This is a genomic window from Streptomyces vilmorinianum (assembly GCF_005517195.1).
In the GTDB taxonomy this organism is placed as follows: domain Bacteria; phylum Actinomycetota; class Actinomycetes; order Streptomycetales; family Streptomycetaceae; genus Streptomyces; species Streptomyces vilmorinianum.
This window is the reverse complement of record NZ_CP040244.1, coordinates 7,582,908-7,608,495: the sequence shown is the minus strand read 5'-3', so window position 1 is coordinate 7,608,495 and position 25,588 is coordinate 7,582,908. Positions and strand designations below refer to the sequence as shown.

Annotated in this window: 23 protein-coding genes; 12 read left to right on the top strand and 11 right to left on the bottom strand. The window is 70.5% G+C overall.

The window, feature by feature from the left end:
• Positions 1-2: 2 nt before the first annotated feature.
• Positions 3-530 (bottom strand): DUF2269 domain-containing protein, encoded by a 528-nt coding sequence (locus FDM97_RS35430; protein ID WP_137994537.1) that lies wholly within the window; start codon positions 528-530, stop codon positions 3-5.
• Between the two features lie 77 nt (positions 531-607).
• On the opposite strand from FDM97_RS35430, the gene FDM97_RS35425 reads away from it, so the two are divergent.
• Both FDM97_RS35425 and FDM97_RS35420 read left to right on the top strand, forming a co-directional pair.
• Positions 608-1,261, top strand: coding sequence for an HAD family hydrolase (locus tag FDM97_RS35425; RefSeq protein ID WP_137994536.1), 654 nt, complete (start codon positions 608-610; stop codon positions 1,259-1,261).
• An 86-nt stretch (positions 1,262-1,347) separates the two neighbouring features.
• Complete coding sequence (locus FDM97_RS35420) at positions 1,348-2,535, top strand: globin domain-containing protein (protein ID WP_137994535.1); 1,188 nt, start codon at positions 1,348-1,350, stop codon at positions 2,533-2,535.
• A gap of 16 nt (positions 2,536-2,551) precedes the next feature.
• Here the strand turns inward: FDM97_RS35420 and FDM97_RS35415 are convergent, their stop codons facing one another.
• From FDM97_RS35415 to FDM97_RS35395, 5 genes are all read right to left on the bottom strand, one after another.
• Positions 2,552-3,031 carry an NUDIX domain-containing protein gene (locus tag FDM97_RS35415; RefSeq protein WP_137994534.1) on the bottom strand — a complete coding sequence of 160 codons (480 nt, stop codon included), beginning with the start codon at positions 3,029-3,031 and terminating at the stop codon, positions 2,552-2,554.
• Positions 3,032-3,066: 35 nt separating this feature from the next.
• Complete coding sequence (locus tag FDM97_RS35410; protein ID WP_137994533.1) at positions 3,067-3,963, bottom strand: LysR family transcriptional regulator; 897 nt, start codon at positions 3,961-3,963, stop codon at positions 3,067-3,069.
• A gap of 216 nt (positions 3,964-4,179) precedes the next feature.
• Positions 4,180-5,334 carry a cystathionine gamma-lyase gene (locus tag FDM97_RS35405; protein ID WP_137994532.1) on the bottom strand — a complete coding sequence of 385 codons (1,155 nt, stop codon included), beginning with the start codon at positions 5,332-5,334 and terminating at the stop codon, positions 4,180-4,182.
• Positions 5,331-5,822 carry a low molecular weight protein-tyrosine-phosphatase gene (locus FDM97_RS35400; protein WP_137994531.1) on the bottom strand — a complete coding sequence of 164 codons (492 nt, stop codon included), beginning with the start codon at positions 5,820-5,822 and terminating at the stop codon, positions 5,331-5,333. Before FDM97_RS35400 ends, FDM97_RS35405 begins: the two co-directional genes overlap by 4 nt.
• Before the next feature lie 9 nt (positions 5,823-5,831).
• Positions 5,832-6,209 (bottom strand): phage holin family protein, encoded by a 378-nt coding sequence (locus tag FDM97_RS35395; RefSeq protein ID WP_137994530.1) that lies wholly within the window; start codon positions 6,207-6,209, stop codon positions 5,832-5,834.
• A 51-nt stretch (positions 6,210-6,260) separates the two neighbouring features.
• On the opposite strand from FDM97_RS35395, the gene FDM97_RS35390 reads away from it, so the two are divergent.
• The 4 genes from FDM97_RS35390 to FDM97_RS35375 all read left to right on the top strand — a co-directional run bounded on the left by FDM97_RS35390 (position 6,261) and on the right by FDM97_RS35375 (position 8,586).
• Positions 6,261-6,578 (top strand): cupin domain-containing protein, encoded by a 318-nt coding sequence (locus FDM97_RS35390; protein ID WP_137994529.1) that lies wholly within the window; start codon positions 6,261-6,263, stop codon positions 6,576-6,578.
• Positions 6,579-6,743: 165 nt separating this feature from the next.
• Positions 6,744-6,962 (top strand): DUF5326 family protein, encoded by a 219-nt coding sequence (locus FDM97_RS35385; RefSeq protein WP_137994528.1) that lies wholly within the window; start codon positions 6,744-6,746, stop codon positions 6,960-6,962.
• Positions 6,963-7,242: 280 nt separating this feature from the next.
• Positions 7,243-8,013, top strand: a complete 771-nt coding sequence (locus tag FDM97_RS35380; protein ID WP_175439355.1) for an IclR family transcriptional regulator — start codon at positions 7,243-7,245, stop codon at positions 8,011-8,013.
• A gap of 138 nt (positions 8,014-8,151) precedes the next feature.
• Positions 8,152-8,586 carry an SsgA family sporulation/cell division regulator gene (locus FDM97_RS35375; protein WP_137995219.1) on the top strand — a complete coding sequence of 145 codons (435 nt, stop codon included), beginning with the start codon at positions 8,152-8,154 and terminating at the stop codon, positions 8,584-8,586.
• A 32-nt stretch (positions 8,587-8,618) separates the two neighbouring features.
• Here FDM97_RS35375 and FDM97_RS35370 read toward each other — a convergent pair whose 3' ends face one another.
• Positions 8,619-9,959 carry a YibE/F family protein gene (locus FDM97_RS35370; protein WP_254705874.1) on the bottom strand — a complete coding sequence of 447 codons (1,341 nt, stop codon included), beginning with the start codon at positions 9,957-9,959 and terminating at the stop codon, positions 8,619-8,621.
• 180 nt (positions 9,960-10,139) lie between these two features.
• Between FDM97_RS35370 and thiC the strand changes: the two genes are divergently transcribed.
• Positions 10,140-11,912, top strand: a complete 1,773-nt coding sequence (gene thiC / locus FDM97_RS35365; protein ID WP_137994526.1) for a phosphomethylpyrimidine synthase ThiC — start codon at positions 10,140-10,142, stop codon at positions 11,910-11,912.
• An 87-nt stretch (positions 11,913-11,999) separates the two neighbouring features.
• On the opposite strand, the gene FDM97_RS35360 is transcribed toward thiC, so the two are convergent.
• The 3 genes from FDM97_RS35360 to FDM97_RS35350 form a co-directional block, all read right to left on the bottom strand.
• Positions 12,000-12,833: a hypothetical protein gene (locus FDM97_RS35360; protein WP_137994525.1), complete on the bottom strand. Its 834-nt coding sequence runs from the start codon at positions 12,831-12,833 to the stop codon at positions 12,000-12,002.
• 159 nt (positions 12,834-12,992) lie between these two features.
• Positions 12,993-14,078 carry a metallophosphoesterase gene (locus tag FDM97_RS35355; RefSeq protein ID WP_254706006.1) on the bottom strand — a complete coding sequence of 362 codons (1,086 nt, stop codon included), beginning with the start codon at positions 14,076-14,078 and terminating at the stop codon, positions 12,993-12,995.
• Positions 14,079-14,350: 272 nt separating this feature from the next.
• Entirely contained in the window at positions 14,351-15,457 is a 1,107-nt protein-coding gene (locus FDM97_RS35350) for a LacI family DNA-binding transcriptional regulator (protein WP_137994523.1), read from the bottom strand.
• 378 nt (positions 15,458-15,835) lie between these two features.
• Between FDM97_RS35350 and hisC the strand changes: the two genes are divergently transcribed.
• Positions 15,836-16,933, top strand: a complete 1,098-nt coding sequence (hisC, locus tag FDM97_RS35345; RefSeq protein ID WP_137995218.1) for a histidinol-phosphate transaminase — start codon at positions 15,836-15,838, stop codon at positions 16,931-16,933.
• Between the two features lie 29 nt (positions 16,934-16,962).
• Here hisC and FDM97_RS35340 read toward each other — a convergent pair whose 3' ends face one another.
• Positions 16,963-17,343: a cyclophilin-like fold protein gene (locus FDM97_RS35340; protein ID WP_137994522.1), complete on the bottom strand. Its 381-nt coding sequence runs from the start codon at positions 17,341-17,343 to the stop codon at positions 16,963-16,965.
• 227 nt (positions 17,344-17,570) lie between these two features.
• On the opposite strand from FDM97_RS35340, the gene FDM97_RS35335 reads away from it, so the two are divergent.
• The 4 genes from FDM97_RS35335 to FDM97_RS35320 are packed head-to-tail and all read left to right on the top strand — an operon-like array spanning position 17,571 to position 25,565.
• Positions 17,571-19,079 carry a cytochrome ubiquinol oxidase subunit I gene (locus FDM97_RS35335; protein ID WP_137994521.1) on the top strand — a complete coding sequence of 503 codons (1,509 nt, stop codon included), beginning with the start codon at positions 17,571-17,573 and terminating at the stop codon, positions 19,077-19,079.
• 18 nt (positions 19,080-19,097) lie between these two features.
• Complete coding sequence (cydB, locus tag FDM97_RS35330) at positions 19,098-20,105, top strand: cytochrome d ubiquinol oxidase subunit II (RefSeq protein WP_137994520.1); 1,008 nt, start codon at positions 19,098-19,100, stop codon at positions 20,103-20,105.
• A gap of 15 nt (positions 20,106-20,120) precedes the next feature.
• Entirely contained in the window at positions 20,121-23,792 is a 3,672-nt protein-coding gene (gene cydD / locus FDM97_RS35325; protein WP_137994519.1) for a thiol reductant ABC exporter subunit CydD, read from the top strand.
• Positions 23,793-23,852: 60 nt separating this feature from the next.
• A complete protein-coding gene (locus tag FDM97_RS35320; protein ID WP_137994518.1) occupies positions 23,853-25,565 on the top strand; it encodes a sensor histidine kinase in 1,713 nt (570 codons plus the stop codon).
• Positions 25,566-25,588 lie beyond the last annotated feature (23 nt).

Here is a 25,588-nt window from a genome sequence, read left to right as displayed (position 1 = left end):
GATCAGGCTGTCTGATGCACTGATCGTCCGTCCACCGCTTTAGGAGAACTGGCCGATGCCCGCAGCCGACGGCCTCTCCGGGTCAGTCCCCAGGGCTTGAGCACCGAGATCGCCGTCATGAAGAGATATGCCGTCGTCGACACCGTCGGTGCCGCCACGAGGCTGATGTCGGCGACCCCGGCTGTCGCCGCATGCTCGATCTCCGGGCGCAGCGCGAAGACGGTCGCGGCGGCGGTGGCCAGGGTGATCCAGAACTTGATCCAGACCCAGCGGTGCCGGGCGAGACCCCAGGGCGTGCCCAGGGACAGCACCAGGCCACTTACCAGGGTCGCCACGGCGACCGGAGCCAGCAGCCAGTCCGCGAACACCTTCATCGCGCGGTAGGAGGCTTCTGTGAGCGTGGGATCGCCCGTCGTGTAGGCCGTGAGGCCGAGCGTCAGCAGTCCCACGCTGAGCCCGAGCCACGCCACGGAGACGGCGACATGGACGACGAGGAGAGCCCGCCGAGCGGGACGCTTGAGATGTTTCACGTGAAACACCGTGCCGCCCCACCCCCACGCCCCGCGTCTGACCGTGGGAGTAACCCCACGTACTAGCCTCGGCGTACATGACGACGTTCCCGGGCAGAGGCCGACTTCATCTCTTCGATCTCGACGGCACCCTGATCCGGGGGTCGGCGGCAGCCGTGGAGATCTCCCGGCAGCTCGGGCTCACCGAGGAGATTGCCGCTCTGGAGCGGGGATTCCTGCTGCAGGGGATGACGCCGGACGAGTTCGCCGTCCAGGCCCGTGAGCTCTGGTCCGCTCTGACGAAGGAGCAGGTCACCGCCGCCTTCGAGGGGGCTCCTTGGCTGGCGGGGATTCGTGAGGTCTGGGCGGACATCCGTGCCGAGGGAGGGCGGTGTGCGGTCATCTCCCTCTCGCCGGACTTCTTCGTCGAGCGTCTTCTCGACTGGGGTGTCGATTCCGCGCACGGTTCCCGATGGCCGTCGGTTCCGTTCACCGAGCCCATCCACCGGCCGGGCATTCTCGATGCCGCCGCGAAGGTGAGCATCGCGCACCGACTCTGCGCGGAGTACGGGCTGGGGCTGGAGGACTGTGTCGCGTACGGCGACTCGATGTCCGATGCGAAGCTCTTCGCCGCCGTCCCCGTGACCGTGGCGGTGAACGCGGACCGTCATCTGGCCGGGCTCTCCCGCCATGCCTATACGGGGGACGATCTGCGCGAGGCGTACGACCTGGTCCGAAAGAGCGCAGCCTAGTCTCAACCCCGGGGCGAATGCCCGAGAATTCCTCTTTCTGCCCGAACCGGTGGTCGAGCCTGTCACGCTGCGGCGACAAGAGCCGCATGCGCGAGGCGAGGCACACGATGGAAGAGGCCGTGGAGGACGCCGCGGAGGAGCCGCCCCGGATATCTCGGGGGCCCTCCCCCGACGCGATCCTCGTCCGCCGCACCCTGGCCGAGATCGCCCCCGTCGCCGACAAGGTGACCTCCTACTTCTACGCGCTGCTCTTCGTCCGCCGCCCGGAACTGCGCTCGATGTTCCCCGCGGCCATGGACGCCCAGCGCGACCGTCTTCTCAAGGCGCTGCTGACGGCGGCCGAGCATCTGGACGACGCCCCCGTGCTGACCGAGTACCTCCGGAACCTGGGGCGCGGACACCGCAAGTACGGCACGCGGCCCGCCCACTATCCGGCCGTCGGCGAGGCTCTGATCGGGGCGCTGGTCCGGTACGCCACCGGGACCTGGGACGAGGAGACCGAGGCCGCCTGGGTGCGTACGTACACCACGATCTCGCAGATCATGATCGACGCGGCGGCCGAGGACGAGCTGCGGGCGCCCGCCTGCTGGCAGGCCGAGGTCGTCTCGCACGATCTGCGGACCCCGGACGTCGCGGTGATCACGCTCCGCCCCGACCAGCCCTACCCCTTCCTCGCCGGCCAGTACACGACGCTGGAGACCCCCTGGTGGCCGCGCGTCTGGCGGCACTACTCCTTCGCCTCCGCGCCCCGGCCCGACGGTCTGCTCTCGCTGCACGTCAAGGCGGTCCCGGCCGGCTGGGTCTCGGGCGCCCTCGTCCACCGCGCGCGGCCGGGTGACGTCCTGCGCCTCGGGCCGCCCGCAGGGTCGATGACGGTCGACCACTCCACCGACAACGGGCTGCTCTGTCTGGGCGGCGGCACGGGGATCGCCCCGATCAGGGCCCTGGTCGAGGACGTCGCCGAGCACGGGGACCGGCGCTCGGTGGAGGTGTTCTACGGGGCGCGCAGCGACCATGACCTCTACGACATCGACACGATGATGCGGCTGCAGAAGACGTTCCCCTGGCTGTCGGTACGGCCGGTCACCGAGGACCAGGGTCAGCTGCCGGACGCCGTGCGGCAGTACGGGCCGTGGAACGAGTACGAGGCCTATCTGTCGGGTCCGCCCGGCATGATCCGCCGGGGGGTCGACACCCTGCGGGGCATCGGCATCCCCGCCGAGCGGATCCGCCACGACGCCCTGGAGGGCGTCGTGGCCGTGGGCGGCCCGTAGGCGACGCGCCGTGCGGTCAGCCCAGGTCGGGTGCGTGCATCGCGCGGACGCCCTCGATATTGCCGTCCAGGTAGTGGCGCAGGGACAGCGGGACGAGGTGGACGGCGGCGATGCCGACCCGGGTGAACGGCACCCGGACGATCTCGTACTCGCCGACCGGTTCCTCGATCTCGGGTCCGTGACGCAGCGAAGGGTCCATCGACTCGAGCCGGCAGACGAAGAAGTGCTGGACCTTCACCCCCGAGACGCCGCCGTCGACGATGTGCTCGACGGTGTCGACGAAGCAGGGGACCACGTCGGTGATCTTGGCGCCGAGTTCCTCGTGCACCTCGCGGTGGAGGGCCTCGACGACGGTGGTGTCCGAGGGCTCGACCCCGCCGCCGGGCGTCACCCAGTAGGGATCCATCCCCGGCTTGGTGCGCTTGATGAGGATGAGGTCGTTTCCATCGAGCAGAATGGCGCGTGCGGTGCGCTTGACCACAGGACGTTCGGTCATGGGAAGAAAATGGCCCGCCAGGGGTGTCCTGAAACTCACCAGTCTCCGGAGGCCCGCAGGAGCCACTCGTGCGCCCGCGCGATGTGCGGCAGGGCGAGGGTGCCGGCCCGGACGACCAGGAAGTACGTGCGCAGCGGAGGCACCGGCGGATCGAGCAGGGCCACGAGACGGCCCCCCTCCAGGGCTTCCTCGCACAGATAGCGGGGCAGGACGGCGAGCCCGGCCCCGGAGGCCGCGGATTCCAGGACGGCCCGCAGATCAGGCGCTATGACGGTGGCGGCCGCGGCCGGCTTGGTCTCGAAGACCGCCGCCCAGTAGCGGGAGACGAACGGCAGCGACTCGTGCACCTCCACCACCGGCAGCTGCTCCAGGACCACGGCGCCCTTGCGCAGCAGCACCTCGGGTGCGAGCCGGGCGGCCCACCGCGGCGCGGCGACGAGCACGTGCTCCTCGTCGCAGAGCGGGGTGGAGGTGAGCAGCCCGCCGCGCGGGCGGGTCGTGGCGATGGCCAGATCGTGATGGCCCGCGGCGAGTCCGTCGAGGATCTCCTCGGTGGTGCCGGAGAACGAGGCCCGTACGGCCAGGCCCTGGGAGACCAGGGGGGTGAGGGCGGGCAGGGCGCGCGCCGAGGTGAACTCGGGAGGCCCGGCGAGATGGAGGGTGCGTACCCCGCTCTCCTCGTCCAGGCCGGCCTCGGCGATCTCGACGAGCGCGTCCAGATGCGGGGCCGCGCGGTGGGCGAGCTCGTCGCCGATGGTGGTGGGGGTGACCCCACGGGCCTGTCTGAGAAAGAGCGGGCGCCCGAGCTGGCGCTCCAGGGTGCGGATCTGGCTGGTGACCGCGGGCTGGGAGAGTCCGAGCAGGGCCGCGGCGCGGGTGAAGGAGCCGGCCCGGTGCACCGTGACGAAGGTGCGCAGCAGGGCGAGATCCATGTCCGCCCCCTCCCAGCCGTGCGGCCGTTCGACTCAGGCGGTCGGCTGACGGCGCCTCAGGACCGTCCAACTATAAATAAGTCGATAGGTCTCTGTCGCTACCGTGATTGGACACTGACGCAGAGTCAACTAGCCTTGTTCAGGCGGGTCTCCGCGCGTGGAACCGGGGGCGTTCCGAGCCATGAGGGGGGAGGTTCGGAGCGCCCCCGTTCCGTGTCAGCCGGCTGCGGGGCCGGCCTTGTCGAGAGCGCGCAGCACGTCCGCGATCAGGTCGTCCGGGTCTTCCGCGCCGACGGAGAAGCGGATGAACCCCTCCGGGACGGCGTCGCCGCCCCACCGCCCGCGCCGTTCGGCCGTGGAGCGCACGCCGCCGAAGCTGGTGGCGTCGTCGACGAGACGCAGTCCGTCGAGGAACCGCTCCGCCCAGGCCCGGTCGGGGAGGGCGAAGGAGACCACGGGGCCGAAGCGTCGCATCTGCGTCGCCGCCACCGCGTGCGAGGGGTCACCGGGCAGCCCGGGATACCGCAGTCCGGTCACCTCACCGCGCTTGTCCAGCGCCTCCGCGAGGGCGAGGGCCGAGGCGCACTGCCGGTCGATGCGGAGCTGGAGCGTGGCCAGGGAGCGGTGGGCGAGCCATGCCTCCATGGGCCCGGGGATCGCCCCGACGATCTTGCGCCAGCGTCGAACCTCCGCCGCCCGCTGCGGATCACGGCAGCTCACATGGCCGAGCAGGATGTCGCCGTGCCCGGTCATGCCCTTGGTGTCACTGGCGACGGAGAAGTCCGCGCCGAGCTCCAGGGGCCGCTGGCCGAGCGGGGTGGCCAGGGTGTTGTCGACGGCGACCAGCGCCCCGCCCTCGTGCGCCGCCCGCACCAGACGGCGGATGTCGCAGACGTCGAGGCCGGGGTTGGACGGCGTCTCGATCCACAGCAGCCGTGCTCCGTCCAGGACGGAGAGCTGGGCGTCGCCGCCCGTCGGCGCGGTACGGACCTCGATCCCGTACGCCCGCAGCTGCTCGTGGACCAGCGGCAGCGCCTGGTAGCCGTCGTCCGGCATGACGACCGCGTCGCCGGCCTTGAGCTGGGAGAAGAGGACGGCGGAGATGGCGGCCATGCCCGAGGCGAAGACGAGCGTCTCGACGCCCGGCTCGCCCGGTGCCTCCAGCTCGCCGATGGCGCGTTCCAGATGGGTCCAGGTGGGGTTCTCGTCCCGCCCGTAGGTGTAGGGGCCGGTGGGGTCGCCCGGCAGATGGAAGTGGGCGGCGAAGACCGGCCCCGGCAGGGTCGGTTCGTACTTCACCGGCTCGGGGAGCCCGGCCCGCACCGCCCGTGTCCCGTCACCGAAGCCTCCGGCCCTTGCGTCCGTGCTCATACCGCCCGTTCCTCCACGTTCTCGCGCACCGCGGCGAGCAGCCCCTCGCTCGCCGCCTCCACCATCTCCAGGCACTCCTCGAAGCCGTCCCTTCCGCCGTAGTACGGGTCGGGTACGTCGAGATCGCCGGCCGCCGCCGGGTCGTACGAGCGCAGCAGCCGCACCTTCGCGGCGTCCTGCGGGGTCGGGGCGAGCCGCCGCAGAGCCCGCTGATGGCCCTCGTCGAGGGCGATCACCAGATCGAGCGCCGGGAACCAGGAGGCGCGGAACTGACGCGCGGTGTGCGCGGAGGCGTAGCCGTGGTCCTCCAGGACGGCGACCGTGCGCGGGTCGGCGCCGTCGCCCTCGTGCCAGCCCCCGGTGCCTGCGCTGTCCATCTCCACCGCGCCCGCCAGGCCGGCCTCCTCCACGCGGGCGCGGAAGACGGACTCGGCCATCGGCGAGCGGCAGATGTTGCCGGTGCAGACGAAACAGATGCGGTACGTCATCGTCCGCGCTCAGTCCCCGTCGGGGAGCACGACGTTGAGCGCCCAGGACACGACGGAGATGATCAGGCCGCCGAGGACAGCGGTCCAGAAGCCCTCGACATGGAAGCTGAGGTCGAGCTGGTCGGCCAGCCAGGAGGTGAGCAGCAGCATCAGGGCGTTGATCACCAGGGTGATCAGGCCGAGGGTGAGGATGAACAGCGGAAGCGAGATCAGCTTGACGATCGGCTTCACCAAGAAGTTCACCAGCCCGAAGACCAGGGCGACGAGGATGAGCGTCCAGGCCTTCTTGGCTGTGCTGTCACCGGTCAGGGTGATGTCCTGGAGCAGCCAGATGGCCACTGCCAGGGCGCCCGCGTTGGCGAGCGTCTTGACTACGAAATTCTTCATGTGTCTGATCGTGGCAGACATGATCGGGCCAAGGGCAGGGGCTGACGCACGATGAAGGCATTCCGACTGGACGAACTGGAGGCGGAGCGTGCCGCCAACGACGGCGCGTACCTCCAGTTCCTGCGTGAGCGGAACATGTCCGTCGGCCTGTACGCGCTCGACGCGGGCTCGCTCGATCCGCAGCAGCCGCACGGCCAGGACGAGGTGTACTTCGTCGTCAGCGGCCGGGCCTCGATCACGGTCGGGATGGAGACGACGCAGGTGGCGCGCGGCAGCGTGGTCTACGTGCCGGCCGGAGTGGCCCACAAGTTCCACCACATCACGGAGGACCTGCGGGTCATGGTCGTCTTCTCCCCGCCGGAGAGCTGAGATCCCCGCCGCGGGACTGAGGGGTACCCGCACGATTCCCTAGGGGGCGGATCAGGGGAGAGCAAGGGCTGCGAGGCCCCCGAGAGCACAGGTGCCGCCCCTAGCATCGAAGGTGTCCGGCGCAGAGCGCGCGGAACGGACTCTTCGGGAGATGAGGTAGGCGCGATGGCGGTTCGAGAGATTCTCGCGGGGATGCCCTGGTGGGTGAAGTGGGTCGCCATACCCGTCATCGCCCTGTTCGTCTTCGGCGGCCTGATCACCAGCATCGCGATGTTCGTGATCGGTCTGCTCTTCAAGGTGCTGGTCTTCGTCGCCCTCGTGGGCGGACTGATCTACGTCGTACGGAAGTTCATGCCGTCGTCGAGCCGGCGCGAGGACTGGTAGCACAAGCTACCCGTCGGTATGAACCAGCTGCCGGGTGTTAGCCCGGCCGAGGGACGCGGTGGTTGAAAGCGGGTCCCGGCCCCGGGGCTGCCATTAAAGTGGCACATCTCTGCCGCCCCGGGGAAAACCGGCGTAGACCTCAGCGTTGACCTGCGGTTCTTCACCTGTTCCCGGGCGGGTCCGCCCGTGGACCCCACCGGTTCCCAGGCCGCGGCGGGCGCGCGGGGGCGGCCCCCGCGGGCGGGTGCACAGCATCCGTCGTCACGCCTGGGGGTGACCTTTGGCCACGGCTTCGCAGACCGCCGTCCCTACCCTGATCGGCTCGGTGCAGCGGGCACTGAGACTTCTGGAGGCCGTGGGCTCCCATGAGGACGGAGCTCCCGCCAAACAGCTCGCGCGCGAGGCGGGACTCCCGCTTCCCACCGCGTACCACCTGCTCCGCACCCTGACGCACGAGGGCTATCTGCGCCGCGAGAAGGGCGTGTTCGTCTTCGGTGACGCCGCGGGCCGGCTGGCCGGTGGCGGGGTTCTGCAGAATCGTCGCACCAAGATCGAAGACTCCCTCGCGCACTGGCGCGACGAGATCGGCGTCCCCGTCTACTTCGCGATCTACCGCGACGGCGAGATCGAGCTCGTCGCCGTCGCCGACACTCCCTCCGCCCCCGCCGTGGACGAGTGGGCCGACTTCCGCGAGACCGGCCACGCCCATGCGATCGGCCAGTGCCTGCTCAGTCAACTCGATCTGAAGAGCCGTCAAGACCATCTCGACCGCCACCCGGTGGAAGCCATCACCCCGTACACGGTGCGTAACCGGCGTGCGCTTTTGGATCGTTTGGGCGGTATGGGGCGAATGGAGCCCCTGGTGGAGCGCCAGGAATATGCGCTGGGCACGGTCTGTGCCGCGATCCCCATCACCGCGGGGTCCGCGGCGGCCGCGATGGCGATTTCCCTCCCCCTTCACCAGGAAGAACGGTTGCTGCCCGCAGTCGATCGGCTACGCAACGAGATCGGAAGGCTCTTCAGCTCCTTCGCGTTCTCTATCAGTATCTGAAAAATCACTCCTTGTGATCTGCTAGCGGGTGCAGCACGATTGCGTCAAGAGGGCCATGGGGGATCATTCCTGGCCGTTTTCGTCACAGCTTTCAGCAGCTGTCTTTACACAACTGCTTCATCTACTGCGGGGTACATGATGCGAGAGTCGGTTCAGGCCGAGGTCCTGATGAGCTTCCTCGTCTCGGAGGAGCTCTCCTTCAGGATTCCGGTGGAACTGCGTTACGAGACCCGGGATCCCTACGCGGTGCGGATGACGTTCCACCTTCCCGGAGACGCGCCTGTGACCTGGGCGTTCGGCCGGGAGTTGCTGCTCGACGGGATCAACCGACCGAGCGGGGACGGCGATGTGCACATCGCGCCGACCGACCCCGAGGGTCTTTCGGACGTCTCCATCCGGCTCCAGGTCGGCAGCGACCACGCCCTGTTCCGGGCCGGCGTTCCTCCGCTCGTCGCCTTCCTCGACCGTACGGACAAGCTGGTTCCGCTCGGTCAGGAACGGACACTGGGCGACTTCGAGGACAATCTGGAGGCGGCGCTCGGCCGGATTCTGGCAGAGGAGAACGCGGGCTGAGGCGCCCCGCGATTCACCCGGCGCCGCCCCGGTCACTTCGCCCGGCGGCGGCGCCCACCCCTGACTGAACGCTTCTCCAGGGCCCCCGGCCGGTCGGCGGAGACCACAAGAGCCGCGAGAGCGGTGGTGACCGGCACCGAGGCGACCAGACCGATCGATCCCACGAGCGTGCGGACGATCTCCTCCGCCACCAGTTCGCTGTTGGCCACCGTCCCCACACTGCTCTGCGCGATCGAGAAGAGCAGCAGCAGGGGCAGGGCCGCACCGGCGTACGCGAGCACCAGCGTGTTCACCACGGACGCGATGTGGTCGCGACCGATCCGGATCCCGGCCCGGTACAGCGCGCGCGGCCCCATCCGGGGATCGGCCGCGTGCAGCTCCCAGACGGCCGAGGTCTGCGTCACCGTCACATCGTCGAGGACACCGAGCGAACCGATGATGACCCCGGCGAGCAGCAGGCCGGACATGTCGATGTCCGGGTAGAGACCGTGGATCAGGCCGGTGTAGTCGTCCGTGTTCCCGGTGAGCGCGGCCCAGCCGATGAAGAACGAGCCGAGCAGCCCGATCAGCATCAGCGAGATCAGCGTCCCGAGCACCGCGACCGAGGTACGGGCGGACAGGCCGTGGCACATGTAGAGCCCGATCAGCATGATCGCGCTCGATCCCACGACCGCCACGAGCAGCGGATTCGAGCCCTCCAGGATCGCCGGCAGGATGAAGAAGGTCAGTACCAGGAAACTCACGGCGAGCGAGATCAGCGCCATCACCCCGCGCATGCGGCCGACGAGCACGACCGCGAGCGCGAAGATCCCGGCGAGCACCGCCAGCGGAACCTTGCGGTTCACATCGGTGACCGAGTACTGCAGATCGCGCGGGGCGTCGGGGGCGTACGCCACCACCACCCCCTGCCCCTCCTCCAGCTGCCGGGGCGCGTCCGGCTGCACGATCTCGGTGAAGGTACGACCCTTGTCCGCACCGCTGGTGACCTCGATCGTCGCCCTCTCGCACTGCCCCTGCTGGGCGTTGACCGCCTCGCGCCCCTCGGGGGTGGAGGTGTCCCCGGTCGGCGGGACCTGAGCGGCGTTCACGTCCTTGCAGTCCACCTGCTCGACGGAGACGACCGTCCCCTGCTCGGTCTGCCGGTCGAAACCGACACCGGTGCGCGCGTGTTCCGGCGTACCGCCGGGCCACAGGACCACGAGCCCGACCACCACGGCCGTGGCGAACGGGATCAGGACCGCGGCGATGACCCTGCGCAGATGCCGGGATACGGGCGCGGCGGGCCCATGGCTGTGGGCGTGGCCGTGCCCGTGGCCGGCGTCGCCATGGCCGCCGTGCCCGTCGGGTTCTGGGGTCTGCTGCGTGGAAGTCACCGACCGATCATCGCAAGAACGTGGGGGGCCCACTGTTCAGCACGCCCGGGATGACGCTAGCGTGGTGGCACCTTTGCACACGCGGGAGCTCGGAGCACCGGGCTGAGAGGGCGCTGACGATTCGCTGCGCCGACCGCCGAACCTGTTACCGGGTAATGCCGGCGTAGGGAGATCGGTCTCATGACCATTCAGGATGCACGCACGCCTGCCGTCGGCCAGGACGAGCGGAAGCCGGGCTGGCACAAGGGGTACGTCGAGGGCTCGCGCCCCGACCTCAGGGTGCCGGTTCGCCAGGTGCACCTCACCAACGGCAAGGACGTGACCCTGTACGACACGTCCGGTCCGTACACCGACCCCACCATCGACACCGACGTACGGCGCGGTCTCCCGCCGCTGCGCGAGAACTGGATCATCGGCCGGGGCGACACCGAGGAGTACGCGGGCCGCCCGGTCCGCCCCGAGGACGACGGCATCAAGCACACCTCGCCGCGCGGGGGGCTGAAGAACCTCGACGCCGTCTTCCCGGGCCGTCCGCGCCAGCCCCGCCGGGGCCGCGGCGGCCAGGCCGTGACGCAGCTCGCGTACGCCCGCCGTGGCGAGATCACCCCGGAGATGGAGTACGTCGCGATCCGCGAGAACGTCTCCCCCGAGGTCGTACGGGAGGAGATCGCCGCAGGTCGCGCCGTGCTTCCGGCGAACGTCAACCACCCCGAGATCGAGCCGATGATCATCGGCAAGCGGTTCCTGGTGAAGGTCAACGCCAACATCGGCAACTCCGCGGTCACCTCCTCGATCGAGGAGGAGGTGGAGAAGATGACCTGGGCGACCAAGTGGGGCGCCGACACGGTCATGGACCTGTCCACCGGCCGCAACATCCACACCACCCGCGAGTGGGTGCTGCGCAACTCCCCCGTGCCGATCGGCACCGTGCCGCTCTACCAGGCCCTGGAGAAGGTCGACGGCAAGGCCGAGGAGCTGACCTGGGAGATCTACAAGGACACGGTCATCGAGCAGGCCGAGCAGGGCGTCGACTACATGACGGTCCACGCCGGCGTGCTGCTGCCGTACGTGCCGCTCACCGCCCGCCGCAAGACCGGCATCGTCTCGCGCGGCGGCTCGATCATGGCTGCCTGGTGCCTGGCGCACCACAAGGAGAACTTCCTCTACACGAACTTCGAGGAGCTCTGCGAGATCCTGGCGGCGTACGACGTCACGTACTCGCTGGGCGACGGTCTGCGGCCCGGCTCGATCGCCGACGCCAACGACGAGGCGCAGTTCGCGGAGCTGCGCACGCTCGGCGAGCTGAACACGATCGCCAAGCGCCACAACGTGCAGACGATGATCGAGGGCCCGGGCCACGTCCCGATGCACAAGATCAAGGAGAACATCGACCTCCAGCAGGAGATCTGCGAGGAGGCGCCGTTCTACACGCTCGGCCCGCTGACCACGGACGTCGCACCGGCGTACGACCACATCACCTCGGGCATCGGCGCCGCGATGATCGCCTGGTGGGGCACGGCGATGCTCTGCTACGTCACGCCCAAGGAGCACCTGGGCCTGCCCAACCGCGACGACGTGAAGACCGGTGTCATCACGTACAAGATCGCGGCGCACGCGGCCGACCTGGCCAAGGGGCACCCGGGCGCGCAGGAGTGGGACGACGCGCTGTCGGACGCGCGCTTCGAGTTCCGCTGGGAGGACCAGTTCAACCTGGCGCTCGACCCGGACACGGCCCGTGAGTTCCACGACGAGACGCTGCCGGCGGAGCCGGCGAAGACCGCGCACTTCTGCTCGATGTGCGGGCCGAAGTTCTGCTCGATGAAGATCTCGCAGGACATCCGGCGTGAGCACGGCGGCGATCTCAAGTCGGACGAGATCGAGGCCGGAATGGCGGAGAAGTCCGCCGAGTTCGCGGCCGCGGGCAACCGGGTGTACCTGCCGCTGGCGGAGTAGCCGGGCAGGCGTCCGTCCGTACGGGGCGGGGACGGACCGCACGGTCGCGGGGGGCCGTGCGGCACGGGCCCGCCCCCGGGAGCCGGATCACTCCGGCTGGTGCTCCGGGGGACCGAAGTCCGGACTGGTGAAGTCGGGGCTGGTGAAGGTCGGGCGGGTGCCCGAGGCGCCGTCGTTCGGGCTGGAGAAGTCCGGGCCGCTGTAGCCGATCTTCGGTATGCGGTCGGTGCGGTCGGTGCGGTCCGTGCGCTGCGGTGGCAGGGGCGAGGCCGGGGCGGCCAGTGCGTCCCGCAGGAACGGCAGGATGCCCCGTTCCAGCAGGGCGCGGCGCCAGGCTTCGCGGGCGCGGGAGAGTTCGTCGTCGACCTCACCGCCGGATGGATCGCCCGCGGCCACCTCCGTGGAGCGGTTGCGCAGCGCCGTGACGAGCAGTCCGACGGCCGCGCAGAACAGTCCGGCGGCGGCGACGGCACCGAAGAACCAGCCCGCCGTCAGCAGGGTCCCGGCGAACGCCAGGGTGGGTGCGAGGGCCTTGAGAACGGCGCCGACCAGCAGGAAGATCACCGCGGCCGTGCCGGCGAGCACCGGGGCGAGGACCGTGACGACGGCGACGATGCCCGCGCCAGGGCCGCCGCTCGCCCCGTCGCCCTCCGCCGCCAGGACGGCGCTCATGACACTCGTACCGCTCGGTGAGCGGCCTTCTTCGCGGACTTTCACGAAGTGGTCGTACTCGGTCGCCGCCGCAGTGGTGATCAGCGCCGTCGCGTTCAGCGCCATCGTGCGCAGCTGTTCGGCCGTGAGCCGTGTCCCGATCTCGGCGAGATCCGGACGGTCGTGCGCGTTGCGCAGTGCGTCGTCGAGGATGCGCTCGTACTCGGCACGGTCCTCGGTCAGCAGGTGCGGAGCCACGTTCATGTGCATCCCCCGATGCTCCGTAGGGCCGGATCGGCCGTGGAGGACGGCCGGTTGGGCGGAAACGGAGGAGAGCCTGCTACGGATGATCCGATGGTATTGCGGTTACGGCACAGGGTGACAGGGGGTTTCCCGAAATCGACTGCCCCGGATGCGGAGGGTTATGCGTCAGACGGGCAAGGGGAGTTGGACGACCAGAAGCTTTCCGGCCATGGTCACGCCGCCGTCCATGGCGATCGCCAGACCGTCCGCGTACACATGCGGACCGTCGACGACCGGGCCCGATCCGCCCTCGCCGTCCTCGGTGCCGACCTGGCCCAGGAGGTACGGGATGGGGCTGTGACCGTGCACGATCCGGCGGCCGCCGTAGGTGCCGAGCAGCTCCTGGACGGCCTGGGGTCCCCCGTCGTCGCGGAAGGCGAAGCGCTTGGTGAACTTCCGGAACAGGTCCCAGACCTCGTCGGCGTCGTTCCGGTTGAGGACCTCGTGGACCGTGTCGTTGACGTCCTCGATGGTGCCGCCGTAGTCGAGGTAGGCGGTGGTGTCGGAGTGCATCAGGAGGTGCCCGTCCGCCTCCACCATGGCGTCGAGCCGGGACATCCACTGCAGATGGACGTCCTGGAGGCGGTCCATGTCGTGCTTCTGGCCGCCGTTGAGCAGCCAGGCGGCCTGGAAGGTGGCCGTACCGGCGCCGGAGTTGACGGGGGTGTCCCCGAAGCGCTTCGCGCCGATGAGCAGCAGTTCGTGATTGCCCATCAGGGCCTTGCAGTAGCCGCCGGCGGCCGCGGCCTCCGCGGACAGCCGCATGACGAGGTCGATGACGCCGATGCCGTCGGGACCGCGGTCGGTGAAGTCGCCGAGGAACCACAGGCGGGCGTTGCCCGCGGCCCAGGCGCCGTTCTCGTCGATGAGGCCCTGCTCGCGCAGGGCGGCGATGAGCTCGTCGAGGTAGCCGTGGACGTCGCCGACCACGTAGAGCGGTCCGGGGCCCTCGCCGGCCGGGGCGGGCGCGGGGGCCGGGTCGGGGTCGACCCGGACCTGGACCGTGTCCCCCCGGTTGATGACCGGGAGGTCGCGCTCGGTGGGGGTGTAGCCCTCGGGGAGGTCCTCGTCCGGCAAGGCGTTGCCGGGGTGGCCGAGGGCGTGACCCTGCACGGGTACCCGGGCGTACGGCGGTACGCGGAAGTCCCGCAATGTCGCCGTGCGCACCACGGGTTCCTGCCCGGCCCCCTGAGTCATCGACCCCTCCACCACCGTCGCGATGCCCTGCACATCGCGGACCGGCCTGGTCGGGGTGGTCCGCGGTGTCGTGCGCCCATCATAGGAATGAGGGTCCGCCTGTGTGACGCACCAGGGGTGGTGAATCCGGGTCCACTCCGGGTTCACCGGTTGTTTCGCCCGAATTGAGAAGGTCCAGGCCAGGGTCGTCACCGGGTCGAGCCGGGTTTGAGCCCGGCCCGGACCTGTCTTCGGCGCGTGTGGCTGGTCCTCCGTCGGCCCTTCGTCGGCCCTTCGTCGGTCCTTCGCTAGTCCTTCGAGGGTGACCGGGGCGGGCTGACCGTCGTGCGGGGCGAACGCCTCTGGGAGGACGTCCGGACGATGAGCTCGGTCGGTATCACCTGTTCGACCGGTCCGTCGGTGTCGATCCCCTCGATGGCGTCGATGAGGAGCTGGACGACGGCGGTGCCGATCCGGCGGGGCTTGAGCGAGAGGGTCGTGATGGGTGGTTCGGTGTTGGCGTAGACGGTCGACTCGCTGCAGCAGACCAGCAGCAGGTCGTCCGGTACGCGCAGCCCGTAGCGGCGGGCGGCCGCCAGCAGATCGGTCCCGTTGGGGTCGAAGAGTCCGTAGACGGCGTCGGGGCGGTCGGGGCGGGCGAGCAGCCGGTCGGCCGCGACGGCGCCCGCGCACGGGTCGTGCGCCGGGTAGGCCTCGTAGACGGGGTCCTGTCCGACCCGCTCGCACCAGTTGAGGTACGCGGTGGTGGACAGGCGGGTGTAGGTGTCGGTGGTGGTGCCGGTGAGCAGGCCGATGCGGCGGGCGCCGGCGTCGGCGAGGTGGTCGAGCAGGTCGAGTACGGCGGCTTCGTGGTCGTTGTCGACCCAGGCGGTCACCGGGAGGGTGCCGGCCGGGCGCCCGTCGGAGACGACGGGGAGGCCCTGGCGGACGAGCTCGGTGACGACCGGGTCGTGATCGGAGGGGTCGATGACGACGGTGCCGTCGAGGGCGACGTTCGACCAGACGTCATGTCGGGAGGTGGCGGGGAGGATGACCAGGGCATAGCCGCGGGCGAGCGCGGCCGAGGTGGCGGCTCTGGCCATCTCCGCGAAGTACGCGAATTCGGTGAAGGTGAAAGGTTCATCCCCGTAGGTCGTCACGGTCAGGCCGATGAGGCCCGACTTGCCGGTACGGAGCGTGCGGGCCGCCGCGGATGGGCGGTAGCCCAGCCGGTCTGCGACCTCGCGGACGTGGCGGCGGGTGGCGTCCGGGAGCCGGCCCTTGCCGTTGAGCGCGTCGGAGACAGTCGTGATGGAGACTCCGGCGGCGGCGGCCACGTCCCGGATGCCCGCTCGTCCCTGCCGACTTCCCCGGGTCTGTGCCCGGCTCACCTGGTGCTTCCCTGCTGCTGTCATGGCGAGCCGATAGTAGGGCGAGGGCGGGTGGTTGGGCCGGTCGCATATTCACTCGTTGACAGGCACGTTTCTGCATGATCGACAATGGGAAATTGTCTGAGAAGTCAAGGGAGTTAAGGCGTCCGGCGTGGGATCTCTGGTTGTCGACGTGGATGAGCCTGCCCAGGGGGCGATGTCTCGAAGAGGTCTCAACTCACCTCTACGGGGGATGCGCGCCACGGCGCTCGCCACCGGCGCGCACCACCCGCGTCCGCGCTCCCTCACGTTTCCACAGCTTGACCCACCTGTTGTCCACAGCCCATTCGCAGCGGGGGCGAATCCTCATAAGGTGAGGAGTATTGGCGGTACGGACGGTCGAGGAGGACCACAGTGAGCTCAGTGAGCGAGACCGGCGGGACGAGCGCGGGCAGCCCGAAGCTGCGCGCCGTGCTGGACGGCATCCCCACCTACAAGCCGGGCAAGCCGGCCGCCGCGGGCGGCCCGGTCGCCTTCAAGCTGTCCTCCAACGAGAACCCGTATCCGCCGCTGCCGGGCGTGATGGAGAGCGCGCTGGCCGCGGCCGCGAACTTCAACCGGTACCCGGACATGGCCTGCACCGGCCTGATGCAGGAGCTCGCCGACCGCTTCGACGTGCCCGTCACGCACCTGGCCACCGGCACGGGCTCGGTCGGCATCGCGCAGTCGCTGATCCAGTCGACCGCGGGCCCGGGCGACGAGGTCATCTACGCCTGGCGGTCCTTCGAGGCGTACCCGATCATCACGCAGATCAGCGGGGCGACCTCGGTGCGGGTGCCGCTGACCGAGGGCGAGGTGCACGACCTCGACGCGATGGCCGAGGCGATCACCGACCGGACCCGGCTGATCTTCGTCTGCAACCCGAACAACCCCACGGGCACCGCGGTGCGCAGGGCGGAGCTGGAGCGCTTCCTCGACCGGGTGCCCTCCGACGTCCTGGTGGTGATCGACGAGGCGTACCGCGAGTTCGTCCGCGACACCGACATCCCGGACGGCATCGAGCTGTACCGCAACCGGCCGAACGTCGCCGTGCTGCGGACCTTCTCCAAGGCGTACGGACTGGCCGGGCTGCGGGTCGGCTTCGCGGTCGCCCATGAGCCGGTGGCGGCGGCGCTGCGCAAGACGGCGGTGCCGTTCGGTGTGACGCAGCTGGCGCAGGACGCGGCGGTGGCCTCCCTGCAGGCCGAGGATGAACTGATGGGGCGGGTCGGCTCGTTGGTGGCCGAGCGCGAGCGGGTCCGCGCGGGGCTCGTGGCCCAGGGCTGGACCGTGCCGGACACCCAGGCGAACTTCGTCTGGCTGCGGCTCGGTGAGCGGACGCTCGACTTCGCGGCGGAGTGCGAGCGGCACGGTGTGGTGGTGCGGCCGTTCGCGGGTGAGGGCGTGCGCATCACGATCGGTGAGTGCGAGGCGAACGACCTGTTCCTGAAGGCGGCGGAGGGCTTCCGCAAGGACGCCTGACCGGCGTGGTGGAGTGCGCGGGGGGCGGGTCAGTCCTCGACGTGCTCGACGCGGACGGGGTCGCCGTCCCGGACGGTGGCCAGAACGCGGGGGTCGCCGTCCAGCGAGCCCAGGAGATTGCACGGGCTCGCGAGCCGGCATTCGGAGCCCCGGGAGATCGGGGTGGGGCCGTAGGGGAGGGCCAGCGCGTCGCCCTCGGTCCAGAAGGCGACCGTGCCCGGTTCCACCACCTGCCGCGCGTCGGCTTCGACCGCGGTGGAGACGGGTGTGTCGAAGTAGACCTCCTCGCCCCAGGTCCGGGCGGTGGAGGAGATCGGCAGAGCCCCCACGAGCGCCTTGCTCGTGGGGGTTTCGTCGAGGGTGGCCGTGGTGTGACCGGCCGGCCAGGAGATACGGATCCGAAGAGTCATACCCCGAATTCAACAATATGTTGAAGGTCTCGGGAAGGGGGGACCTTCGGCCTGCGCGATGAGGGACCTCTGGGGGGACCCCCCGGTCTTACGTACGGATTTCGTATGAGCAATAATGCTTGTGAATGTGAACGCGTTCACAAGCGTGTCCTTGTTCCTCCCGAAACGGGTGGGTTCGAGGGGTCACACTGCCGAGGTGACCATGGCGAAATGTAAGGAGATGAGACGTGGACCTAGCTCTGGCGCCTGAGACTCTGGCGCGATGGCAGTTCGGCATCACCACCGTCTACCACTTCCTCTTCGTCCCCCTGACGATCTCCCTCGCCGCTCTCACCGCCGGTCTCCAGACCGCCTGGGTGCGTACGGAGAAGGAGAAGTACCTCAAGGCGACGAAGTTCTGGGGCAAGCTCTTCCTGATCAACATCGCGATGGGTGTGGTCACCGGCATCGTGCAGGAGTTCCAGTTCGGCATGAACTGGTCCGACTACTCGCGCTTCGTCGGTGACATCTTCGGCGCGCCGCTCGCCTTCGAGGCGCTGATCGCGTTCTTCTTCGAGTCCACCTTCATCGGGCTGTGGATCTTCGGCTGGGACAAGCTCCCCAAGAAGATCCACCTGGCCTGCATCTGGATGGTGTCGATCGGCACCATCCTCTCCGCGTACTTCATCCTGGCGGCCAACTCCTGGATGCAGCACCCGGTCGGCTACAAGATCAACGCTGAGCGGGGCAGGGCCGAGCTCACCGACTTCTGGCTGGTGCTGACCCAGAACACCGCGCTCACCCAGTTCTTCCACACCATGACGGCCGCCTTCCTGGTCGGCGGCGCGTTCATGGTGGGTATCTCCGCCTTCCACCTGGCGCGCAAGAAGCATGTCCCGGTGATGCGGACCTCGCTGCGGCTCGGCCTGATCACGCTGATCATCGCCGGCCTCGGCACGGCCATCAGCGGCGACCTGCTCGGCAAGGTCATGTTCAAGCAGCAGCCGATGAAGATGGCCGCCGCCGAGGCGCTCTGGGACGGCGAGGCGCCCGCGCCCTTCTCGATCTTCGCCTACGGAGACGTCGAAAAGGGCCACAACAAGGTCGCCATAGAGATTCCGGGACTGCTGTCCTTCCTGGCGAACGACGACTTCAGCTCGTACGTCCCCGGCATCAACGACGTCAACAAGGCCGAGCAGGAGCAGTTCGGGCCCGGCGACTACCGGCCCAACATCCCCGTCGCCTACTGGGGCTTCCGCTGGATGATCGGCTTCGGCATGGCCTCGCTGGCCATCGGCGTCGTCGGCCTCTGGCTGACCCGCAAGAAGTTCTTGCTGTCGCCGGGGATGCGGACCGGTGAGGACGAGGTGCCGAACCTGGTCCTGTTCAAGAGCAAGGCGCTCAACCCCCGGCTGACCACCTGGTACTGGATCATCGCCCTCTGGACCATGGCCTTCCCGCTGATCGCCAACTCCTGGGGCTGGATCTTCACCGAGATGGGCCGCCAGCCCTGGGTCGTCTACGGCGTGCTGCGCACCAGGGACGCGGTCTCCCCCGGCGTCTCGCAGGGCGAGGTCCTCGCCTCGATGATCACCTTCACGCTCGTCTACGCCGCTCTCGCCGTGATCGAGGTCAAGCTCCTGGTGAAGTACATCAAGGCCGGACCGCCCGAGCTCACCGAGGCCGACCTCAACCCGCCCACCAAGATCGGCGGGGACGACCGTGACGCCGACCGCCCCATGGCCTTCTCGTACTGAGGCTCAGGAGATCGAGGCATGGAACTCCACAACGTCTGGTTCGTACTCATCGCCGTCCTCTGGATCGGCTACTTCTTCCTCGAGGGATTCGACTTCGGGGTCGGTGTCCTGACCAAGCTGCTGGCGCGTGACCGCACCGAGAAGCGGGTCCTGATCAACACCATCGGTCCCGTCTGGGACGGCAACGAGGTGTGGCTGCTGACCGCCGGCGGCGCGACCTTCGCGGCGTTCCCCGAGTGGTACGCGACGCTCTTCTCCGGCTTCTACCTGCCGCTGCTGATCATCCTGATCTGTCTGATCGTCCGCGGTGTCGCCTTCGAGTACCGGGCGAAGCGGCCCGAGGAGAACTGGCAGCGCAACTGGGAGCAGGCCATCTTCTGGACCTCCCTGATCCCCGCGGTGCTGTGGGGCGTGGCCTTCGGCAACATCGTGCGCGGCGTGAAGATCGACGCGGAGATGGAGTACGTCGGCACCTTCGGCGACCTGCTCAACCCGTACGCGATCCTCGGCGGCCTGGTCACTCTGGCGCTCTTCACCTTCCACGGGGCGGTCTTCGCCGCGCTCAAGACGGTCGGGGACATCCGGGCCCGGTCGCAGGCGCTCGCCCTGAAGCTGGGTCTGGTCACGGCCGTGCTCGCGCTCGGCTTCCTGCTCTGGACCCAGGCCGACAAGGGCGACGCCTGGAGCCTGGCAGCGATGCTCGTCGCCGTGGTCGCGCTGGTCGGTGCGATCGGGGCGATCAAGGTGGGGCGCGAGGGCTGGTCGTTCGCGCTGTCGGGCATCACGATCGCCGCGGCGGTGGCGATGCTCTTCCTGACGCTCTTCCCGAACGTCATGCCGTCCTCGCTCGACCCCGCGTGGAGCCTTACGGTGACGAACGCGTCGTCGAGCCCGTACACGCTGAAGATCATGACGTGGTGTGCGGCGATCGCGACTCCGTTGGTGCTGCTCTACCAGGGCTGGACCTACTGGGTGTTCCGCAAGCGGATCGGCACGCAGCACATCGCGGCTGACGCTGCTCACTAGTGGGGGATGTTTCACGTGAAACCGATCGATCCGCGTCTGCTCCGGTACGCCCGGGCCACCCGTCTCTTCCTGGCGGCAGTGGTGGTTCTCGGCCTGGCCGGGGCGGCGCTGGTCGTCGCCCAGGCGATGCTCGTCGCCGAGGTGGTGGTGGGGGCCTTCCAGAAGGGCCTCTCGGTTTCCGGCCTGACCACGCCGTTGCTGCTGCTCGCGGCGGTGGCGGCGGGGCGGGGTCTGGTCTCCTGGCTGACCGAGCTGGCCGCCCACCGGGCGAGCGCGGCGGTCAAGTCCGAACTGCGGGGGCGGCTCCTGGAGCAGGCCGCCGCCCTGGGCCCGGGGTGGCTCAGCGGGCAGCGGGCCGGCTCGCTGGTCGCTCTGGCGACGCGCGGAGTGGACGCGCTCGACGACTACTTCTCGCGCTATCTGCCGCAGCTCGGGCTCGCGGTGGTCGTGCCGGTCGCCGTCCTGGCGAGAATCCTCACCGAGGACTGGGTCTCGGCGGCGGTCATCGTCGTGACGCTGCCGCTCATCCCCGTCTTCATGATCCTCATCGGCTGGTACACCCAGGCCCGGATGGACCGTCAGTGGAAGCTGCTGTCCCGGCTCTCCGGGCACTTCCTCGACGTGGTGGCGGGGTTGCCGACGCTCAAGGTGTTCGGACGGGCCAAGGCCCAGGCCGAGTCGATCCGCGCGATCACGGCGGAGTACCGGCGGGCGACGATGAAGACGCTGCGCATCGCGTTTCTGTCCTCCTTCGCCCTGGAGCTGCTGTCGACGCTGTCGGTGGCCCTGGTCGCGGTCGGCATCGGGATGCGGCTCGTCCACGGCGACCTCGACCTGTACACGGGTCTGGTCATTCTGATTCTGGCGCCCGAGGCCTATCTGCCGATCCGGCAGGTCGGGGCGCAGTACCACGCGGCGGCGGAAGGGCTGGCCGCCGCGGAGGAGATCTTCGAGGTCCTGGAGGCGCCGGCGCGTGCGGGCGGTACGGGCGCCGTGCCGGCGTCGCCGCGCATCGAGCTGGAGAACGTGACCGTCCGTCATGCGGGGCGCGCCGAAGCCTCCTTGGACGCGGCCTCGCTGGTCGTGGAGCCGGGCGAGACGGTGGCCCTGGTGGGGCCGAGCGGGGTCGGCAAGTCGACGCTGCTCGATGTGGTGCTGGGGTTCACGGCTCCGGAGGCGGGCGGCCACGTCCGTGTCGGGGGCGTGGAACTCGGCGCGCTGGACGTGGAGGAGTGGCGGTCGCGGATCGCCTGGGTGCCGCAGCGTCCGTATCTGTTCGCGGGCACCGTCGCCGAGAACGTCCGCCTCGCCCGCCCGGACGCCTCCGACGAGGCGGTACGGCAGGCTCTGCGGGACGCGGGTGCGGACGCGTTCGTCGCGGGGCTGCCGGAGGGCATCGGGACGCTGCTGGGTGAGGACGGGGCCGGCCTCTCCGCGGGCCAGCGCCAACGCCTCGCCCTGGCCCGCGCGTTCCTGGCCGACCGGCCCCTGCTGCTCCTGGACGAGCCCACGGCCGCGCTGGACGGCGAGACGGAGGCGGCCGTGGTCGACGCGGTCCGCCGCCTCGCGGCCGGCCGCACGGTGCTGTTGGTCGTGCACCGTCCTGCGCTGCTCGCGGTCGCGGACCACGTGGTGACACTGGGCCCCTCCGGGACCGTCGAGCCCTCCGGGGCGCGGGTCGCCCCGGGTGGGAGCGTCCTGCTGCGCGTGGACGGCGCCGCCGTGGCGACGGCCGCTGACAGGCCCGCCCTGGGCGCACCCCTGGGCGTCCAGGGCGAGCCGTTCGGGGCGTCGTCGGACGGGGGCGGCCGGCCGAGGAGGCCGCTGCCCGCCTCGGCGCCCGCCACGCCTCCGGCGGGCGGGCGTGGCGCTGCGCCCGGTGGGACGGTCGCGCCCCACGGCATGGCCGGGCCCGCCGGGCCCGCCGTCTTCCGGCGTGTGCGTGCCATGGCCGGGGAGCTCAAGGGGCGGATGGGGCTCGCCCTGTTGCTCGGGAGTCTGGCGCTGGGCTCGGCCGTCGGGCTCATGGCGGTGTCCGGGTGGCTCATCTCGCGCGCGTCCGAGCAGCCCCCCGTGCTGTATCTGATGGTGGCGGTCACCGCCACGCGGGCGTTCGGGATCGGGCGGGCCGTCTTCCGGTACGCCGAGCGGATCGTGTCTCACGACGCCGTGCTGCGGATGCTCGCCGAACTGCGGGTCGCCGTCTACCGGCGCCTGGAGCGCATCGCCCCCGCCGGGCTGCGCCGCACCCGCCGCGGCGATCTGCTGTCCCGGCTCGTCCAGGACGTCGACGCGCTCCAGGACTACTGGCTGCGCTGGCTGCTGCCCGCCGGTGCCGCGTTCCTGGTGGGGGCCGGCTCCGTCGGGTTCACCGCCTGGCTGCTGCCCGAGGCCGGGGCCGTACTCGCCGCGGGTCTGCTGGCCGCGGGGGTGGCCGTGCCGCTGCTGAGCGGGGCCCTCGCCCGACGGGCCGAGCGGCAGCTCGCACCGGCCCGCGGCGCCCTCGCGGTCACGGTCGTCGACCTGCTGCGCGGCTGCGCCGAACTCACGGTGGCCGGCGCGCTGAAGGACCGTATCGGGCGGGCCGGGGCAGCCGACCGTACGCTCACGTCCATCTCCTCCCGGCAGGCCGCCGCCACCGCGCTCGGGGCCGGGCTCTCGGCGCTGGCCTGCGGCCTGACGGTCGCCGCCGCCGCGCTCGTCGGCGTCCAGGCCGTCCGCGACGGACGCCTCGACGGCGTGACGCTCGCCGTCGTCGTCCTCACCCCGCTCGCCGCCTTCGAGGCCGTCACCGGCCTTCCGCTCGCCGTCCAGTACCGCCAGCGCGTCAGGCGCAGCGCCGAGCGGGTGTACGAGGTGCTCGACGCCCCCGTTCCCGTACACGAGCCCGCGCATCCCGCCGTACCGCCCGCGAGCCCCTTCCCGCTGGAGGTCGCGGGTCTCTCCGCCCGCCACGCGGGGCAGGGGCGGGAGGCGTTGAGCGGCTTCGCGCTGACCCTGGAGGCCGGGCGCCGGGTCGCCGTCGTCGGCGCCTCCGGCTCGGGAAAGACCACGCTCGCCCAGGTGTTGCTGCGCTTCCTCGACGCCGGCGCCGGTTCGTACACGCTCGGCGGGGTGCCGGCGGCGGAGCTCGACGGCGACGACGTCCGCCGCTTCGTCGGGCTCTGTGCCCAGGACGCGCACACGTTCGACAGCACCATCCGCGAGAACCTGCGGCTGGCGCGGACCGGCGCGAGCGACGAGGAGCTGCGGGCCGCGCTCGGCCGGGCCCGGCTCCTGGACTGGGTGGACGGGCTGCCGGACGGCCTCGACACGCTGGTCGGCGAACACGGCTCGCAGCTCTCCGGCGGACAGCGCCAACGCCTCGCGCTCGCCCGGGCCCTCCTCGCGGACTTCCCCGTCCTCGTCCTGGACGAGCCGGCCGAGCACCTGGACCTGGCCACGGCCGACGCGCTCACCGACGACCTGCTGCGGGCCACCGAGGGCCGCACCACCGTCCTGATCACCCACCGGCTGCGCGGCCTCGACGCCGTCGACGAGGTGGTGGTCCTGGACGAGGGCCGGACCGTGCAGCGCGGACCGTACGAGGAGCTGGCGCGGACCGAGGGCCCCCTGCGCCGGATGCTGGAACAGGAGCGGGAGAGCGATCTCCTGCTCGCGCGTCCGGGGCGGACGGCGGGGCGATGACGTGCCGACGACGGGTCAGCCGACTTTTCTCGCCAAATAGGACTTACTAGGCTCAAGCTCATGACCGCCGCCGTGCCCGATGTCCCGGACCCCCTGGAGACCGCGACCCAGGCCACCCGCAGCCTCCAGGGCCTGTCCACGGAGCTCACCGCGCGCGTGCCGCAGCTCCTGGAGGCCATGCGCTCGGTCGGCACCGGGCTCGAGCTGCACTCCACCCTCGACCGCATCTGCGAGACCGCGGCCGAGCTCGCCGGCGCCCGCTACGCCGCGATCGGCGTCGTCGACGAGGAGGGCAAGGGGCTCTCCGACTTCGTCACCTTCGGCGTCGACGACGCGGTCGCGCGCCGGATCGGGCGGCGCCCCGACGGTCATGCCGGGCTGCTGGGCGCCCTGATCCGCGAACCGCAGACGATCCGGCTCGCGGATCTGTCCACCGACCCGCGCGCCGCCGGATTCCCGCCGGGGCACCCGCCGATGCGGACCTTCGTCGGCGTCCCCATCCGGGTCCAGGGGGAGATCTTCGGCAACCTCTATCTCGCCGAGAAGAAGGACGGCGAGGAGTTCAACGACTACGACGTCCACATGGTCCGGGTCCTCGCCACCGAGGCCGGGATCGCCATCGGCAACGCCCGCCTCTACGAGGCCGCTCGTCAGCGGGAGCGCTGGATCGACGGCTCGGTGGCGGTCACCACCGCCCTGCTCTCCGGCGGTGACGCGGACGACGCCCTCGCGGTGGTCGCCGAACAGGCCCGCAGGCTCGCCGACGCGGCCGCCGGGATCGTGCTGCTGCCCGCCTCGGAGGGCGGCCTGGAGATCGTCGCCGTCTCTTCCGGCAGGCCGGCCACGTCGCTGGGCATGGTGATCCCGCCCGAGAGCGCCGTGGTGCAGCGGCTGCTCGCGGGCGAGGCGGTGTTCGTGGACGACGCCTCCACCGATCCGCGCATGATCAGCCGTCTCGCGGCGCAGTACGGGCCCTGCATGCTGCTGCCGCTGCACAGCGGCGGGAAGGTGCTCGGCGCGCTCGCCGTGCCACGCGTGCGTGGCGGCCGGCCGTTCACCGAGGCCGAGCGGACCCTGGCCACCCAGTTCGCCTCCCAGGCGGCCCTCGCGCTGATGATGGCCGACGCGCAGCGCGACCGGGAGCGTCTGGCCGTCTACGAGGACCGCGACCGGATCGCCCGTGACCTGCACGACCTCGTCATCCAGCGGCTGTTCGCTACCGGGATGATGCTGGAGAGCGCCCAGCGCAAGTCGCTCGTGCCCGCGGTGCGCGAGGGGGTCGGCAAGGCTGTGGACGAACTGGACGTGACCATCCAGGAGATCCGTACCGCCATCTTCGCCCTCCAGCAGGGCCCCGCCGAGGCGCCGTCCGGACTGCGCACCCGGGTGCTGCGGGAGATCAACATGGCGGCGGTGCCGCTCGGCTTCAAGCCCGCGCACCGCTTCCTCGGCGCGATCGACTCGACCGTGGGCGAACTCACCGGCAAGAACCTCGTCGCGGCCCTGCGGGAGGCCCTGTCCAACGCCTTCCGGCACGCGCGGGCCACCCGGATCGAGATCGTCGTCGACGCGGGGGCCGAGCTCCCGGACGGCGCCGCCGGGGTCCGGCTCTCGGTCGCGGACGACGGCGTGGGCATCCCGGAGGGCGGCCGGCGCAGCGGGCTGCGCAACCTGGCGCGGCGCGCGGAGTCGCTGGGCGGGTCGAGCTGGTGCGGTCCGGGCATCGGGGAGGACGGCGGCGGTACGACGGTGGTGTGGCAGGCGCCGCTGTAGACCCGGGGGCCCCTGGGGCAGTC

What these genes read in the sequence shown, in the direction of transcription:
- FDM97_RS35410 (WP_137994533.1), bottom strand. Translation starts at nt 3,963, where the DNA reads ATGGATCTCGCCCTGCTGCGCACCTTCGTCACGGTGCACCGGGCCGGC.
- FDM97_RS35320 (WP_137994518.1), top strand. Translation starts at nt 23,853, where the DNA reads ATGACCGCCGCCGTGCCCGATGTCCCGGACCCCCTGGAGACCGCGACC.
- FDM97_RS35340 (WP_137994522.1), bottom strand. Translation starts at nt 17,343, where the DNA reads ATGACTCTTCGGATCCGTATCTCCTGGCCGGCCGGTCACACCACGGCC.
- FDM97_RS35390 (WP_137994529.1), top strand. Translation starts at nt 6,261, where the DNA reads ATGAAGGCATTCCGACTGGACGAACTGGAGGCGGAGCGTGCCGCCAAC.
- FDM97_RS35375 (WP_137995219.1), top strand. Translation starts at nt 8,152, where the DNA reads ATGCGAGAGTCGGTTCAGGCCGAGGTCCTGATGAGCTTCCTCGTCTCG.
- cydB (WP_137994520.1), top strand. Translation starts at nt 19,098, where the DNA reads ATGGAACTCCACAACGTCTGGTTCGTACTCATCGCCGTCCTCTGGATC.
- FDM97_RS35400 (WP_137994531.1), bottom strand. Translation starts at nt 5,822, where the DNA reads ATGACGTACCGCATCTGTTTCGTCTGCACCGGCAACATCTGCCGCTCG.
- FDM97_RS35405 (WP_137994532.1), bottom strand. Translation starts at nt 5,334, where the DNA reads ATGAGCACGGACGCAAGGGCCGGAGGCTTCGGTGACGGGACACGGGCG.
- FDM97_RS35385 (WP_137994528.1), top strand. Translation starts at nt 6,744, where the DNA reads ATGGCGGTTCGAGAGATTCTCGCGGGGATGCCCTGGTGGGTGAAGTGG.
- FDM97_RS35425 (WP_137994536.1), top strand. Translation starts at nt 608, where the DNA reads ATGACGACGTTCCCGGGCAGAGGCCGACTTCATCTCTTCGATCTCGAC.
- FDM97_RS35420 (WP_137994535.1), top strand. Translation starts at nt 1,348, where the DNA reads ATGCGCGAGGCGAGGCACACGATGGAAGAGGCCGTGGAGGACGCCGCG.
- FDM97_RS35350 (WP_137994523.1), bottom strand. Translation starts at nt 15,457, where the DNA reads ATGACAGCAGCAGGGAAGCACCAGGTGAGCCGGGCACAGACCCGGGGA.
- FDM97_RS35360 (WP_137994525.1), bottom strand. Translation starts at nt 12,833, where the DNA reads ATGCACATGAACGTGGCTCCGCACCTGCTGACCGAGGACCGTGCCGAG.
- thiC (WP_137994526.1), top strand. Translation starts at nt 10,140, where the DNA reads ATGACCATTCAGGATGCACGCACGCCTGCCGTCGGCCAGGACGAGCGG.
- FDM97_RS35395 (WP_137994530.1), bottom strand. Translation starts at nt 6,209, where the DNA reads ATGAAGAATTTCGTAGTCAAGACGCTCGCCAACGCGGGCGCCCTGGCA.
- FDM97_RS35415 (WP_137994534.1), bottom strand. Translation starts at nt 3,031, where the DNA reads ATGACCGAACGTCCTGTGGTCAAGCGCACCGCACGCGCCATTCTGCTC.